General features: G+C 73.2%; 8 protein-coding genes. 7 read left to right on the forward strand and 1 reads right to left on the reverse strand.

Annotated elements, in window-relative coordinates; genetic code table 11:
* Nucleotides 1–29 precede the first annotated feature (29 nt).
* Genes PZB77_RS01085 through PZB77_RS01115 form a run of 7 tightly spaced genes read left to right on the forward strand, consistent with a single transcriptional unit; the run spans nt 30 to nt 15,676 of the window.
* Nucleotides 30–3,422, forward strand: coding sequence for an amino acid adenylation domain-containing protein (locus PZB77_RS01085; protein ID WP_275490608.1), 3,393 nt, complete (start codon nt 30–32; stop codon nt 3,420–3,422).
* Nucleotides 3,419–9,148, forward strand: a complete 5,730-nt coding sequence (locus PZB77_RS01090; protein ID WP_275490609.1) for a non-ribosomal peptide synthetase/MFS transporter — start codon at nt 3,419–3,421, stop codon at nt 9,146–9,148. The genes PZB77_RS01085 and PZB77_RS01090 overlap by 4 nt, the downstream gene beginning before the upstream one ends.
* Nucleotides 9,145–10,662 (forward strand): class I adenylate-forming enzyme family protein, encoded by a 1,518-nt coding sequence (locus PZB77_RS01095; protein WP_275490610.1) that lies wholly within the window; start codon nt 9,145–9,147, stop codon nt 10,660–10,662. Before PZB77_RS01090 ends, PZB77_RS01095 begins: the two co-directional genes overlap by 4 nt.
* Nucleotides 10,659–13,769 (forward strand): amino acid adenylation domain-containing protein, encoded by a 3,111-nt coding sequence (locus PZB77_RS01100; RefSeq protein ID WP_275490611.1) that lies wholly within the window; start codon nt 10,659–10,661, stop codon nt 13,767–13,769. The genes PZB77_RS01095 and PZB77_RS01100 overlap by 4 nt, the downstream gene beginning before the upstream one ends.
* Nucleotides 13,766–13,972 (forward strand): MbtH family NRPS accessory protein, encoded by a 207-nt coding sequence (locus PZB77_RS01105; RefSeq protein ID WP_275490612.1) that lies wholly within the window; start codon nt 13,766–13,768, stop codon nt 13,970–13,972. Before PZB77_RS01100 ends, PZB77_RS01105 begins: the two co-directional genes overlap by 4 nt.
* Nucleotides 13,969–14,247: an acyl carrier protein gene (locus PZB77_RS01110; RefSeq protein ID WP_275490613.1), complete on the forward strand. Its 279-nt coding sequence runs from the start codon at nt 13,969–13,971 to the stop codon at nt 14,245–14,247. Before PZB77_RS01105 ends, PZB77_RS01110 begins: the two co-directional genes overlap by 4 nt.
* Nucleotides 14,240–15,676, forward strand: coding sequence for a condensation domain-containing protein (locus PZB77_RS01115; RefSeq protein WP_275490614.1), 1,437 nt, complete (start codon nt 14,240–14,242; stop codon nt 15,674–15,676). Before PZB77_RS01110 ends, PZB77_RS01115 begins: the two co-directional genes overlap by 8 nt.
* A gap of 59 nt (nt 15,677–15,735) precedes the next feature.
* Here the strand turns inward: PZB77_RS01115 and PZB77_RS01120 are convergent, their stop codons facing one another.
* Nucleotides 15,736–16,233 (reverse strand): phospholipase, encoded by a 498-nt coding sequence (locus PZB77_RS01120; RefSeq protein WP_275490615.1) that lies wholly within the window; start codon nt 16,231–16,233, stop codon nt 15,736–15,738.
* Nucleotides 16,234–16,258 lie beyond the last annotated feature (25 nt).

Raw genomic sequence — 16,258 nt, forward strand, 5'->3', positions numbered from 1 at the left:
CGATGAGTGTTCCAGTTCTGTGTCCGGACATGACCCATGGGCAGAGACGGCTGTGGTTTCTGCACCAGATGGAGCCGGACGACCCCTCGTACAACATCCCCCTCGTGCTGCGGCTGACCGGTGATCTGGCGCAGTCGGCCCTCGGGGCCGCGTTCGACGAGGTGGTGGCCCGGCACGAGTCGCTGCGCATGCGCTTCCCGGACGAGGACGGCGCCCCCGCCGTGGTGGTCGGCGCGCCCGCTCCGGTGGCCATCGAGCACCTTGACCTGAGGGCCGGGAACCACCGGCTGGAAACGTTGCTGGCCGAGCGCACCAACCGCGGCTTCGACCTGGGGCAAGGGCCTCTGATGCGGGTGTCCCTCTTGCGGACGGGCGACAGCGACCACGTCCTGTGCGTGGTCCTGCACCACATCGTCGCCGACGGCTGGTCGCTCAACATCCTCCGCGACGAACTGGCAGCGCACTACGCCGCCCACCGGCAGGGTCGTGCCACGGGCCTGCCCCTGCCGGCCCCCTACCGCGCGCAGGCCGCCGCGGAGGCACGGGAGGCGGACGGTCCGCAGACACGCGAAGCACTCGCCTACTGGCAGGAACGCCTCGCCGACGTCCCTGCCCTCGAGCTGCCCCTCGAACGGCCGCGACCCGAACAGCCCTCCACGCACGGTGCTTTCCACACGCAGGTGATCACCGGCGCCGGGCCCGTGGTGGACGCGCTGGCCCGTGCCCGGCGCTGTACTCCGTTCATGGTCATGCTCGCCGCCTACCAGGCGGTCCTCCACCGCTGCACCGGGCAGGAGGACTTCTGCATAGGCGTCCCCACCGCGGGCCGCACCGACCCGGAGGCCGAGCAGGTCATCGGCTACTTCTCCCGCACGCTGGTGCTCCGCTCCGACCTCTCCGGCGACCCCGGGTTCGCCGATCTGCTGCGCCGGGCCCGCAGCACCGCCCTCGGGGCCTTCGCCCACGAGCGGATCCCGTTCGAGCGTCTGGCCGAATCCCTGCGCCTGGACCGTGATCCGGGGCGCACGCCACTGTTCCAGACGCTGTTGACCGTGCACACCCACGACGCGGGTCTGCTGCGTGCCACCCCGTTCGCCGACCTCTCCTGCACCGAACTCGACCCGGGCATGGAGGCCTGCAAGTTCGACCTCACCCTGGACGTGCGGCGGGACGGCGAGGACGTCGTCGCCGTATTCGGGTACCGGACGGACCTCATCGACGCCGCATGGGCGGCCCGGCTAGGCCGGTGGTTCGAGACGCTGCTGCGCGCGGCGGTGGCCGACCCGGAGACCCCGGTCCGCCGGCTGCCGATGCAGGACGCGTCGGAACTCGCGGCCCTCCGGGAACGGGGCCGGGGACCGGTCCTGGCCGCAGGACCGGCGACCGTGCTCGCCGCCGTCGAGGAGGCCGTTCGCAACGGACCCGACAGGACCGCGTTGCGGGGGCGCGAGGAGTCACTCGACTACGCCACCCTGTGGTCGCGGGCCGGCCTGCTGGCCGTGCGGCTGGCGGCCCACGGGATCCGGCAGGGGGACACCGTCGGGGTTCTGCTGCCGCGCGGCCCGCACGCGGTCGTGGCGATGCTCGCCGCCTGGCGGGCCGGTGCGGCGTACGTGCCGCTCGACCCCGACTACCCGCCGGCCCGGATCGCCTTCATGATCGAGGACAGCGGCACCCGGGTCGTGCTCACGTCCGGCCGGGCAGGATCGCGCGAGGTTCCGGAAGGCGTGCGGACCCTGACCGTCGACGGGCAGGAGCCTTCCGGTGGCCCCGGGAGCAGCACGGAAACGGCCCGCGGTGGCGAACGGATCGGTGCTCCGGGCGAGTCCGGCGGTTCCCCTGCCGCCGTTCTTCCCGTCACCCGTCCCGACGACTCCGCCTACGTCATCTACACCTCGGGTTCGACCGGCACCCCCAAGGGCGTCCTCGTACCGCACCGCGCGCTCGCCGAACGGGTCCGGTGGATGCGTGAGGGCTACGGCATCACGCACACCGACCGCGTCCTGCACTGCGCCTCGCTCAGCTTCGACACCAGCGCCGAGGAGCTCTTCCCGGCCCTGGCCGCCGGCGCCACCCTGGTCGTCGCCGAAGCCGGTGCCGCCCTGCCGGACCAGCTCGGCGACCCCTTCACCGCCGACGTCACGGTCATGGACCTGCCCACCCCGTACTGGCACCAACTGGTCGGCGACCTGGACGCGGTGGCATGGCCCGACCCGCTGCGGCTGATGATCCTGGGCGCCGACCAGGTGAGGTCCACCGCGGTCGGTGCCTGGCGGGCCCGGTTCGGGGACCGGGTCCGGCTCGTCAACTCCTACGGTCCCACCGAGACCACGATCATCGCGACGACGGCCGACCTCACAGCCGCAGACAGCCGTACCCGCCCGCCGATCGGCGCGCCGATCGGCGGGGTCCGTGCGGCGGTCTGCGACGCGCAGGGCGGCCTCGTCCCGCCCGGCACCCCCGGGGAACTGCTGATCGGCGGCGCGGGGGTGAGCCACGGATACACCGGCAGACCCGGCGCCACCGCCCGTGCCTTCGTCCCCGACCCGGAAGGACCGCCCGGGTCCCGCCGCTACCGGACCGGTGACCTCGTCCGGCACCGGCACGACGGCGCGCTGGAGTTCCTCGGCCGTCTGGACGGCCAGGTCAAGGTGCGCGGCTACCGGGTGGAGCCGGGCGAGGTCGAGAACGCGCTGATGCGACAGCCGGGGGTCGCGGAGGCGGTGGTCGTCGCCCGTGCGGACGCCCTGGTGGGATACGTGGTCCCGGTGACTCCCGCCGGGGGCCCGCACGCTCCCGGTGCCGGCCTCCCTCCCCGGGCTGACGCCCGGTCCGCCGGCTCGGCGGGGCCCGCCGGTTCCGCGGGCGCGTACGCGGGCGCCGCCCAGGGCGGTCCCGCCGCCGTCGCGGACACCGCGCCGGGCAGTGAGGTCCTCGACCCCTCCGCCCTGCGGGCCGCGCTCGCCGCCTCCCTCCCCGCCCACCTGGTACCCAACGCCGTACTCGTCCTGGAGCGGCTGCCGCTCACGCCCAACGGGAAGCTCGACCGCGCCGCCCTGCCCGCCCCCGACCAGCGCCCCGCCCTCCGCGAGGCGTACGTGGCCCCGCGCACCGAGGCGGAGGAACTCGTCGCGGACATCTGGCGCGAGGTCCTCGGCATCGACCGGGTCGGGGCGATGGACGACTTCTTCGACCTCGGCGGGCACTCCTTGCTCGCCACCAGGGTGGTCGCCCGGATCCGGGCGACCGCTGAACTGACCGTCCCCCTGCGCACCCTGTTCACCCACCGGACGGCCGCAGCCTTCGCCGAAGCGGTGGAAGCCGCCTTGGTGGCCGAAATCGATGCCCTTTCGGACGACGAGGCCGCGAGCCTCCTGTCCGCCGGGGACGACTCCCTGGAAGGAACCGGTTCGCCGTCATGAGCGAAACCACCACGTCCTCCGCAGGCCTCTCCGAGGCCAAGCGCGCCCTGCTGAGCCGCCGGCTGCGGACCGGCCTCACCACCGCGCCCCGGCCCGTCGTCCCCCGGCGGAACGACGGGGAGGTGCCGCCGCTCTCCTTCGCCCAGGAACGCCTCTGGTTCATGGAGCAGTTCGCACCGGGCACCGCCGCCTACAACATCCCGGTGGCCCGGCGGCTGCGTGGCCCACTGGACCACGCGGCGCTGGAGCGCGCCCTGGACATGGTGGTGGCCCGGCACGAGACCCTGCGTTCCCGGTACCCGGCGACCGACGACGGCAGGCCCGTCCTGGAGATCGCCGAGCCCGCGCCCGCTCCGCTGCCCGTTGCCGAAGCGGTCGACGAGGCACACGCGGCACGGCTGGTGGACGAGGCGGGGGCCCGCCCCTTCGACCTCGTCGCGGGCCCCCTGCTGCGGACCCTGCTGGTGCGGTGCGCACCCGAGGAGCACATCCTGCTCCTCGTGGTGCACCACAGTGTCAGCGACGGCTGGTCCAGCGAGATCCTGATCTCCGAGATCCTGCGCTGCTACACGGCCCAGGCGGCGGGCGACCCCGATCCGCTGCGCGAACTCCCGGTCAGCTACGGAGACTTCGCGCTGTGGCAACGCGACCGGTTGAGCGGGGACGCGATGGCCGCGGAGGTGGCCTACTGGGCTCGGGAACTGGCCGGCGTGGAGCCCCTCGTACTGCCCACCGCCCGGCCGCGGGCCGCCCGGCAGACCTTCGACGGGGCCGGCTACGGCTTCCAGGTGGGCCGAGAACTGCTGGACCGGCTCACCGCTCTCGGAAAGACCCACGGCGCCACCGTCCACATGGTGATGCTCGCCGCCTTCCAGGTGCTCCTCGCCCGCTTCAGCGGACAGCACGACTTCGCGGTGGGCTCACCGGTGGCCGGCCGTCCGGAGCCCGAACTCGAAGGCCTCGTCGGCATGTTCGTCAACGTGCTGCCCCTGCGGGCACGGCTCGACGGAGACCCCGGCTTCGCCGCGCTGCTGGAGCGGACGCGGGAGACCTGCCTGGAGGCCTACGCCCACCAAGAACTGCCGTTCGCCCAGCTGGTGACCGAACTGGGCGTCGAACGTGACGTCTCCAGGCCGCCGGTGTTCCAGGCCGTGCTCGCCATACAGAACTATGCGACCGCACAGCAGCGGGACGCGAAGGGGGCACTGGACGCGGAGACCTACGGTCTGCGGGCCGCCGGCACGCGGTTCGACATCGAGCTGTTCCTGATGGAGTGGCCGGACGGGCTGCGGGGTGCCTTCAACTACAACACCGACCTCTTCGACGAGGCGGACGTCGCCCGCATGGCGGGACACCTGGACCGGCTGTTGCGCGCGGTGGCCGACCACCCGGACGTGCCCCTGTCCGAACTGGACGGCCTGTCGGACGACGAACGCCGGCTGGAGCTCGAGGAGTTCAACGCCACCGCCGTCACCCTCCCGGCCGATGCCACCCTGGTGTCGCTGATCGGCGAGCAGATCGCGCGTACCCCTGGAGCGGTGGCGGTGACCGCCGACGAGGGCACGCTCACCTACGCGGCGCTCGACGAGGCCGCCGACCGGATCGCGGGCCTGCTCGTCGCGGCCGGAGTCACCTGCGGCGACGTGGTCGCCGTCAGCGCCGAACGCTCGCACGCCCTGGTCACGGCATTGCTCGGCGTGATGCGTACCGGCGCCTGCTACACCCCGCTGGACACCGAGTACCCGTCCGAGCGGCTGCAGTTCATGCTCGACGACAGCGGAGCGCGCGTCCTGCTCACCCAGCGCGGCCTTCCCGTACCCGAGGCCTGCGACGCGGCTGTGCTGTACCTGGACGACCTGGACGACGACGCGCAGTGTGGGAGCGCTCCCGCCCAGGGCCTGGGCGCGGGACCGCAGCCCGGCGATCCGGCGTACCTGATCTACACCTCCGGCTCCACCGGACGCCCGAAGGGAGTGCCGAACACCCACCGTGCTCTGGTGAACCGGCTGCTCTGGATGCAGCGGAGCTACCCGATCGGCCCCGACGACCGGGTCCTGCAGAAGACTCCGGCCGGGTTCGACGTGTCGGTCTGGGAGTTCTTCTGGCCCCTGATGACCGGGGCCCGTCTCGTCCTGGCCCGCCCCGGCGGGCAGAAGGACGCCGCCTATCTCCAGGAACTGATCCGCTCGGTCCCCGTCACCGTCGCCCACTTCGTCCCCTCGATGCTGCCGCTCTTCCTCGCCGAGGAGGGAGCCGGCCGGTGCACCGGGCTGCGGAGGGTCGTTTGCAGTGGCGAGGCGCTGCCGCCGGACACCGCACGTGCCTTCCGGGCCCTGCTGCCGGACTGCGCGCTGGCGAACCTCTACGGCCCGACCGAGGCGGCCGTCGACGTCTCCTCGTGGGAGTGCGAGGGAGTCCTGGACACGGTGCCGATCGGGCAGCCGATCGACAACATCCGGCTGTACGTCCTGGACGGAGCGCTGCGGCCGGTACCGCCCGGCGCCCCGGGCGAGATCCACATCGGGGGGACCGGTGTCGCCCTCGGCTACCACCGCCGGCCCGGCCTGACCGCGGGCCGCTTCGTCCCCGACCCCTACGGCCCGCCCGGCTCACGGCTCTACCGGACCGGCGACCTGGGCAGGCGCCGCCCCGACGGGACGCTGGAACACCTCGGCCGGATCGACCAGCAGGTCAAGCTGCGTGGGCTGAGGATCGAGCCCGGTGAGATCGAGTCCGCCCTGCGCGCGCTGCCGGCCGTGACCGAGGCGGCCGTCGTCGTTCGCGAGGACAGTCCGGGCGACAAGCGGCTGGCGGCCTACCTCGTCACGGAGGACGGAGGGGACGTCCTCGATCCGCAGGCGCTGCGGACACGGCTCAAGCTCGTACTCCCCGACTACATGGTGCCCGTCTCCTTCACCGCTCTGCCCGCCCTGCCGCTCACCCCCAACGGGAAGCTGGACCGCCGGGCGCTGCCCAAGCCCGAGCTGCACCGGGCCCCAGGAGCCGCCCTCGCACCCGAGAGCCCCGCTGAGCGGGTGCTCGCCGCGATCTGGGCCGAGGTGCTCGGACTGGACGAGGTGGGGGCGGACGAGGACTTCTTCGACCTCGGCGGGCACTCGCTGCTCGCCACCCAGGTCGTGGCCCGGGCACGGATGCTGCTGCCGGAGGCCGGGGCCCGCCCGGTCAGCGTGATGGACCTGTTCACCTGCCGGACCGTCAGAGACCTGGCGGCGCTGGCCGAACTGCCCGAGGACGCCCGGGGCCCCCGCAGACTGCTGCACCGGCTGACCCCCGCGGTCCCTGCCGGGCACCGGCGCGCCACCTTGGTCTGTGTTCCGTACGGAGGCGGCAGCGCGGTCGTCTACCAGCCCGTCGCCGACCTGCTTCCCGACGACTACGAGCTCTGGGCCGTCGCGATACCCGGTCACGACGTCGGCGTCACCGAGGAGCACCTGCCGTTCGAAGAGCTGGCCGGGAAGCTCGCCGCCGAGATAACGGAACGCGTCGAGGGCCCCCTCATCGTGTACGGGCACTGCGGCGTCGGCACCGCGCTGGCGGTGGCGGTGTCACGCCTGCTGGAGGCGTCGGGCCGGGAACTCGAAGCGGTCTACGCCGGAGCGCAGTTCCCCTTCGCACGACCGCGCAGCCGCGTGCTCGCCGCGCTGAGCCGGATCGCCTCCCTGGAGGCCCTGCTCGGAAACCGGGTCTACGTCAACTGGCTCACCGGGATGGGGGTCGACACCTCCCAACTCGACCGGGAGCAGACCGCGTTCATCGTGGGCAACATGCGCCGCGACACGCAGGCCGCGGAGGACTGGTTCACCGGTGCGCTCGCCGAGGTGGAGGCGGGAGCGCCCCGGCTGCGCGCACCCCTGGTGTCGCTGATGGGTGACCGCGATCCGGCTGCCGACTTCTACTCCGAGCGCTACCGGGAGTGGCTGCTGCTGGCCGAGCGCTCGGCGGTCGCGGTGATCGACCAGGGCGGTCACTTCTTCGTCAAGTACCGGGCCGCGGAGGTCGCCGAGGCCGTCACCACGGTGCACCGGGCCCTGCGTGAGGGGACCACCGCGTCGCTGCCGGAGCGGACCCCGGACGCGGCGTGGTGGTTCCACGGGGAGACGGGGCCTCCGGAGGCGGCCGCCGATCCGGCCGACCCGACCGGCGTCCCGGCGCGGGACACGACCGGGGCGGACGGTGCGGACGGTGCGGACCTGGCGCCGGCCGCGGGCCGGGAGCCGTCCGCCGGCGAGAGGTGGTCCGGCGCCCCCGGCCCGGGCCGGTCACGCGGAGGTCGTGGCCCGTCCGCCGCTCCGGGGACGGCGGACGGGCCGGAACCGGGCATGGCCCGCTTCCTCACGGTCGTGCTCGGCCAGCTCGCCTCCATCATGGGGTCCGCGCTCACCGAATTCGCCCTGCCCATCTGGATCCTGCTGGAGACCGGGTCGATGACCCGGTTCGCGCTCTACTCCGTCGTCGCGATGCTGCCGGGCATTCTCATCGGTCCGCTGGCCGGAGCCGTGGTCGACCGCTTCGACCGCCGCAAGGTCATGCTCGCCGGTGACCTCACCGCCGGACTCAGCCAGGTCGCCATGCTCGCCCTTCTGCTGACCGGGCGACTGGACACCTGGTACCTGTACGTCCTGCTCGCCGTGCTGTCCGTGGCGCTGACCTTCCAGCGCCTCGCCTACAGCTCGGCCATTCCACAGCTGGTCCCGAAGCAGTACCTCGGGCACGCGAACGGAGCCGTACAACTTGCTTTCGGTGCGGCGCAGTTCGTCGTACCGCTGGTGGCGGTCGCGCTCATGGCGGGCATCGGGCTGCGCGGCGTGCTCATCCTCGACATCTCCAGCTACGTCGTCGCCGTGGGCGTGCTGCTCTGCGTCAGGTTCCCCCGGACGCTGCCGTGGAGCCGCCGGGAACCGGTGGTCGAGGAGATCAAACAGGGGTTCAGGTACACCTGGCACAACCGCGGATTCCGCTCGATGCTGCTGTGGTTCGCCGTACTGAACCTCTTCCTCTCGCCCCTCTTCCTGCTGGTGACACCGCTGGTGCTGTCCTTCGGCACCCTGGACGACGCGGCCGGGGTGGCGATGGCGAGCGGCGCCGGAGCCGTCGTGGGCGGAGTGCTCATGGGGGTGTGGGGCGGGCCCCGCAGACACCGGGTGCGCGGCATGCTGGCACTGGCCGGCGTATTCGCCCTGGCGAGCGCGGTGACCGGACTGCGCGCCGACCTCTGGGTGATCGGTGCCGGAGCCTTCGGGATGGCCTGCGCCATCTCGATGGTCAACGGGGTGTACTCGACGATCGTGCAGGTGAAGGTGCCGCAGCGGTTCCACGGCAGGGTCTTCGCACTGAACACGCTGGTGGCCTGGTCCACACTGCCGATCGGCCACGGCCTCATCGCTCCCCTCGGCGTCAAACTTTTCGACCCGCTGCTGGCCGAGGACGGGGTGCTGGCGGGCAGCGTGGGCCGGGTGCTCGGGACCGGCCCGGGACGCGGAATCGGCCTGATGTACCTGCTGTTCTGCCTCGTCATGCTGGTCCTGGTCGCCTTCGCCCTGCGCTGGCCGGTGCTCGCCCGCTTCGACCGGGACGTACCGGACGCCGAGCCGGACGACCTGATCGGGCTCAAGGAGCGTGCCCAGGCCCTGGCGGCGGCGAAGAAGAAGCGCGAAGCGTCCGCGGAGGCCGGCACCGCTCCGGTGCCGGCCGGGGCACAGCGGTGACCGCGCCCCGGCGCGCGGCCGCCGCGCCGCCTCCCGGCTCCCTGCTGGAGGTGCTGGCCCACCGCGCCGCACTCGACCCCGGCCGCACCGCGCTGCACAACGGCGGGAGCAGCCTCGACTTCGGCAGCTGGCAGCGCCGCTCCACCGCCCTCGCCGCAGGCCTCCTCGCGCGCGGGCTGCGCCCCGGGGATCCGGTGGGGCTGTGGTACGGCAGTACCCGCTGGACGGAGTACGCCGTCGCCTACTGCGCGGTGCTGCGGGCAGGCGGGGTCGCCGTACCGCTCAGCGACCGCATGGCACCGGCCGCCGCCGCGCACGTCCTGAGCGACTGCCGGGCGGTCGCCGTCCTGCACGCACCGGGCGGACCGCCGCCACGGCTTCCCGAAGGCGTGTGGGCGGCGCCGGGCGACCTGATCGAGGCCGAGGCGGGCGAGAAGGCGCCGGACATCGCGCCGCCCGCTCCCGGCGCGTCCGCGCAGTACCTCTACACCTCCGGCACCACCGGCCTGCCCAAAGGTGTCCGCGCGACCCATGCCAATCTGGCCCACGGGTGCACCCTCGACGAGCGACGCAGGCCGCTGCGGCACTCCCGTACTTTCCTCCACAGCTTTCCCATAGGGACGAACGCCGGCCAGACGATGCTCGTCAACTGCCTGAACGCGGCTGCCACCGGTGTCGCGGCCCCGCAGTTCACCCCCCTGCGGTTCGCCCGGCTGATCGAGGAGCACACGGTCGGCAGCGTGTTCCTGGTGCCGGCGACCGCCATCGAGCTGCTGGCCTCCCCGGCCCTGTCGCGCTGCGACCTGAGCTCGGTCCGGCTGGTCGGCTCCACCGCCGCGGCGCTGCCGCAGCCCGTCGCGCTGCGCCTGTCGCAGGTCTTCGAGGGTGCGCAGATCGTCAACTACTACACCTCCACCGAGGCCGCGCCCGCACAGATCACCCTCCTCTTCGATCCCGGCCGTCCGGGCTCGCCCGGTCTGCCGGCCGCGCTCGACCAGCTGCGGATCACCGACCGTGACGGCCGCCCCGTTCCCGCGGGCGAGGCCGGTGAGATCTGGCTGCGCTCTCCCGCCTCGCCCCGCTCCTACCTCGGACCGCAGGAGAACGACGCGGACGTCTTCCAGGGCCGGTGGGTGCGGATGGGCGATCTCGGGATGCTGGACGACGACGGCTACCTCCACCTGCTGGACCGGGAACGCGATGTGGTGAAGTCCGGGGCGTACAAGGTCTCCACGATCCAGGTGGAGAACGCGCTGCACGCCCATCCCGAGATCGCCGATGCCGCCGCCTTCGGGATCCCGCACCCGGTGCTCGGCAGTGTGGTGGCGGCCGTGGTGGTCCCCCGGCACGGCGAGCCGGACGTCCCCGGACTGCGGTCCTTCCTGCTGGACCGGCTGGCGGCGCACGAGCTCCCGGCCCGGTTCCTCTTCCGCGACACCCTGCCCCGCAACGAGGGCGGCAAGGTCCTCAAACGTGAACTGCACCGGCTTCTGGACGACGAGGCGATCTCATGACCCTGCCCACACCCTCCGCGGCCACGGCCCCGCTCGGCACGGCTGCGACGGGACCCGTCCCGTTCGATCCGGCCCCGCTGGACCCGGCCCAGCACGGCGTCTGGGTCACCGAACAGGCGATGGGGACCGGTTCCGCCTACCACCTCAGCGTCGCGCTCCACTTCCGGGGGCCGCTGGACCCGGCGGCCCTGCACACCGCGTGGACCTCGTTCGTGCACGACAACCCGGTGCTCGCCGCCCGCGTCGACCCCGCCGGACCGTGTCTGGTCCCCGGGCCGGTTCCCTCCGTGCGACACCACACCTGTGCCCCCGCCGACCTGGCGAAGCTCCAGGAGGAGGAGAGTGCCGCCGCGTTCGCCCCGGACGGTGCCCTGGTCCGCCCGACCCTCTTCACCACCGGCCCCGGCTGCCACACCTTGCTGCTGGTCGCCCACCACATCGTCTTCGACGGCGAGTCCAAGGACGTCTACGTGTCCGGGCTGGCGCGTCACTACCGGGCCGCGACCCAGGACCCCGTCACCGTGGACCCGGACCGGCCCGTACCCCCTCCGTCCGCGCCCGCCCTCACCGGACAGGCCGTCGACGCCGCGGCCCGGTTCTGGGCCGGCCGCTGGCAGGAGAGCTCCGCTCCGGCCCTTCCGGGACAGTCCGCGCACTCCCTGGTCGACCCGGTCGCACCCGCTCCCGGGAACGCTGCCGAATTCCGGATCGACGGCCGGCGGCACGCCCGCCTGACCGCCACCGCGACCGCACTCCGCGTCACCCGGTTCGAACTGCTGACCGCCGCCTGGCACGCGCTCCTGCTGCGCTACGGCAACACCGAGCCCGCCACCGCCGTCGAGCTCTCGACCCGCGTCCCGGCCACAGCCGGACGGGCCGGGCTCCACGTCAACGAGCTGCCGCTCTTCACGCACCCCCGTCCGCACGCCCCGTTCCAGGAGTTCGTCCAGGAGGTCCGGGAGGAGCTGCGCGCCCTGTACGCCCACCGACCGGTGCCGCTGAGCCGTGCCGTCCGTGGGCTGACGCCGCGCACCGCGCTGTGCCCGCTCTCCCTCAGCTACCGGCGCCGCACCACCTCGGCGCAGGCCGGTTTCGGTGACGAGCTGGATGTCCGTACCGAGTGGATCGGCTTCGCCCGTACCGCCCGCAACCTCGCCCACCTCCAGCTCGTCGACTCACCGGACGCGCTGGAGGGCAGCCTGCAGTACCGCGCGGCCGCCTTCGCCCCCGAAGCCCCCGCACGTGTCCTGACCCACTTCCTCACCCTGCTGGACGGCGTGCTGGACGCGCCGGACACCCCCCTCGCCGGCCTGCCGTTGCTCCCGCCGCAGGAACTCGCGCTCCTGCTCACCGACACCACGGCCGCGCCCGGCAATGCCGACGTCAGCCTGCCCGCCCTGTTCGCGGCCCAGGCAGCGGCCACCCCGGACGCCGTCGCCGTCGTCGACGGGAACGACGAGATCAGCTACGCCCGGCTCGACGCGGCGGTACGCCGGTTCGCGCACCGGCTGCGCGAACGGGGCGCCGGCCCCGGCAGCCTGGTCGGCATCGCCCTGCCCAGGTCCGCCGCCCAGCTCGTCGCCGTGCTCGGGGTGCTCACCGCCGGCGCGGCCTACCTGCCGCTCGACCCCGACCACCCCGAGGAGCGGCTGGCGTTCATCCGCGCCGACTCCGGCCTCACTCTTCAGGTCTCCGACGCCCCCGGGCCCGGCGTCCTCGCCCCGGAACCCCTCGGCGAGCCCGGCACCCCACCACCCGCCCCGGCCCCGCCGGCCCTCGAAGACCCCGCGTACGTGCTGTACACCTCGGGCTCCACCGGCACGCCCAAGGGGGTCGAGGTGCCGCACGGGGCGCTGGCGAACCTGCTGGCCGCGATGGTCGGGACAGCCGGCGCGCGGCCCGGGGACCGCTGGCTCGGCCTCACCTCCCTCTCCTTCGACATCTCCACCGTCGAGCTCTTCGTCCCGCTCGTCACGGGCGGTCGCGTCGTCCTCGTACCGGAGGGGCGGCACCGCGACGGCGACGCGCTCACCGGTCTCGTGGAACGTCACGCGCTCACTCATGTTCAGGCCACACCGAGCGGCTGGCGGCTGATGCTCGCCGCCGGACTGCACGCCCCCGGGCTCGTCGCGCTCACCGGCGGTGAAGCGCTGCCCGCGCCCCTCGCGGCCACGCTGCGCCGCGCCGTGGGGCGGCTGGTCAACGTCTACGGTCCGACGGAGACCACGGTCTGGTCGACTTCCGCCGACATCGAGGCGGACGGCCCCGTCCTCATCGGCGGGCCGCTGGCCAATACCCGTACGTACGTCCTGGACGAGCGCCTGCGCCCGCTGCCGTACGCGACGACCGGCGAGCTGTACATCGGAGGCAGCGGCGTCGCGCACGGGTACCGCGGGCGGGCCGGGCTCACCGCGAGCCGGTTCGTGCCCGACCCCTTCGGGCCGCCCGGCTCGCGCCTCTACCGCACCGGGGATCTGGTCCGGCTCCGGACCGACGGAAGGCTGGAGTTCGCGGGCCGGTCCGACACCCAGGTCAAGATCCGCGGACACCGGATCGAACTCGGCGAGGTCGAGACCGCGCTCTCGGGACATCCGGAGGTGGCCCAGGCCCTGGCCGTGCTCCGCGACGGTGCGGACGGCGAACAGGACCGGCTCGTGGCATACGTCGTACCCGCACCGGCCGGCCCGGTGCCGTCCCCCGACGCCCTGCGCGCTCATCTGGCCCGGAGTCTGCCGGCCGCCGCGCTGCCCGCGGTGTACGTGATGCTCGACGCCCTTCCGCTCACTCCCAACGGGAAACTCGACCGGGCCCGTCTGCCCGAGCCGCCGCGGAGCCGCGACACGACCGACGAGCGGGTCACCGCCGGCGGGGAGCAGGGAGTCGTCGCCGCCGTGCTGGCGATCTGGCGGCACGTGCTCGACCTGGACGACCTCGGGCCCGACGAGGACCTGTTCGACCTGGGCGGTCACTCACTGACCATCACCTCCATCGCGGGCCGCATCCGCAAGGAGTTCGGCGTGTCGGTCCCCTTCGACGTCTTCTTCGACAGCCCCACCGTCCACGGTGTCGCAGCCTGCGTCACCGACCTCATGGAGGAGAACAGATGAACGCGAGCATCCGCTACCAGGTGGTGGTCAACGAGGAGGAGCAGCACGCCCTCTGGCCGGCCGAGTCGCTCCCGCCGCAGGGCTGGCAGCCGGACGGATTCAGCGGCACGGAGGACGAGTGCGTGGTCCACGTCGACGAGGTCTGGCCCGACATCAGGCCGCTGAGCCTGCGCCGCCGGCTGGCGGAGCAGGAACAGCTGTGAGCGGCGCCGCCCCCGCCACCGGGACGCGCGCCCGGCTCGCCGGGCTGATCCGCGAGGCCATGGACGGGCAGATCGGCACGGACGAACTCCTCGGGTCCCGGGCGACCCTGACCGAGGTGGGTGTCACCTCGCTGGGCCTGCTGAGGCTGGCCGACGCCCTGGAGGAGGAGTTCGGTGTCGAGGTCGACCTCGCCGACCCGTCGTTCTACCGGGAAACCGTGGACACACTGGCCGCCCGGGTCGACGCCGCGGACGTCGGAGAGCCCCGTGAGTGAGGCGGAGGTCCCCGCCGCGGACCTCGCGGTGGACGTGGTCGAGGTCCCCTTCGCCGGGGACCGCTCGGGGACGGCGCCGTTGACCTGGGGGCAGCAGGCGATCTGGAACGCGATCCTGCGGACCGCCCCGAACGACATCTACTTCAACATCGGTCGGCTCCTCCCCCTGCCGGAGCGCGGCCGGACGACCGGGGTCACGCAGCTGACCGCCGCGGTGGCGGCGTTGATGGAACGCCATGAGGCCCTGCGGACCAGGCTGCGCGGAACGGAGCGGACGCCGGAGCAGTCGCTGTCGGACTCGGGCCGGCTGCCGCTGACCGTGATCGACGAACCACGGCCGGAGCATGCGGACGCGGCCGCACGACATCTGCTCGAACGGCTGAGTGCCACCCGGTTCGACTACGAACGGGAGTGGCCGCTGCGGGTCGGCGCGGTGCGCAGCGGGGACAGGGTGACGCACGCGGTGCTGGTGCTGTGCCATCTCGCCTGCGACGGGCACGCCGCCGAACAGGTGGTGCGCGACCTGCGGCTGTTGCTGGTACGCGGCTCCGCCGGCCGGAAGCCGCGCACCACCCCGATGGATCTCTCCGTGGAACAGCACGGACCGGTGGGGGTGCGTCGCAGCGAGCGGGCGCTGGCCCATTGGGAGTCCTTCTACCGCAGCATCCCTCCGACGATGTTTCCCCAGCAGGCCGCAACCCCCCGGACCCCCCGGTTCTGGAGCGGCCGGCTGGTGTCGGAAGCCCTCGCCATGGCCACCGACGCGCTGGCCGCCGTGCACCGCGTCAGCGGGTCGACGGTACTGATGACGGGCATGGCGGCTCTCGTCGCGGCCGACGGCGGACACGGCACGGCTGCGATGATGCCCATCGTCGCCAACCGCACCTCCGCGGACCACCGGGATCTGGTGGCGATGCTGTCCCAGGACGCTCCGTTCCTCCTCGACACCACCGGAGCCGTACGGTTCACGGACCTGCTGCCGGTTGCGTGGCGTGCGGCGATGGCCGGGTACCGGGCCGCCGCGTACGACCCCGTCGCGTGGGAGGCGCTCCGTGAGCGGATCGGCAGGGAACGCGGCACGCCTGTGCATCCGTACTGCTGCTACAACGACCAGCGGTTCTTCGCGCGCCCGCCGGCGGACGGCCCTCCGCCGGGAGCGGAGGAGTTGAGGAGGGCCCGGACGCGTACGCGGTTCTCCTTCCCCGCCACCCAGGAATGGCTGGGCTGCCGCTACTGCGTCCATGTGACCGAGGAACAGGGCACGCTCGCGGTCATGTTGACCGCCGACACCGCCTACCTGCCGCCGGCGGCGATCCGGGCGCACCTGGAGGCGCTGGAGGAACTGATCACCGCCGCCGCGTGCGGGTCCTCCCCGCTGCTGGCCGATCTGCCCGGGCTGCTGGGGCGCGGGGACGGCGACCGCACCTGAGCCCCGCTCCCTGCGGAGGCCGGGCCACCACACGGCCGGGCCTCCGCAGGGGGGACCGGTCAGGCGGACCGGGCCGGTTCGGCGGTGGTCGTCCCGGCCGGTGCGATGCCGAAGATGTCCACCGCGTGGTAATACGTCCAGGCCGTGGAGTTGCACGAGGTCAGTTTCGCGCCGGTGTAGGCGGCGCAGACGCGCTTGAGGTCGGCGTAGAGGGCGGAGTCGAGGCGCGCCTTGTTGGCGGAGAACGTGCCGGCGGCCTTGTAGTTGCGGTAGCCGAAGTCGTGGCGGGCGCAGGCCGTCCGGAACGGGAAGCCGAACGGGTTGTCGGGCGAGGTGCTGCAGTAGTCGGTCGACCAGTCGAAGCCGTAGGCCGCCCACGCGCCCTGGTTGTTGCGGGCGGCATTCCAACTGCTGTAGCTGGAGGCGCTCGTCTGGGTCCATGAGCTGAGTACCTGGGACTTGTCCGCAGGCGCGGCCGAGGCGGATGCGGCGGGCAGCAGGGCGAGCGGGAGTGAGAGGGAGACGGTGCCGAGCAACAGGGCGATCTGGCGACGCATGGCATCTCCGTGGGGTGAGAGGACT

Origin of the sequence: Streptomyces sp. AM 2-1-1 (genome assembly GCF_029167645.1) — a bacterium.
Taxonomy (GTDB): Bacteria; Actinomycetota; Actinomycetes; order Streptomycetales; family Streptomycetaceae; genus Streptomyces.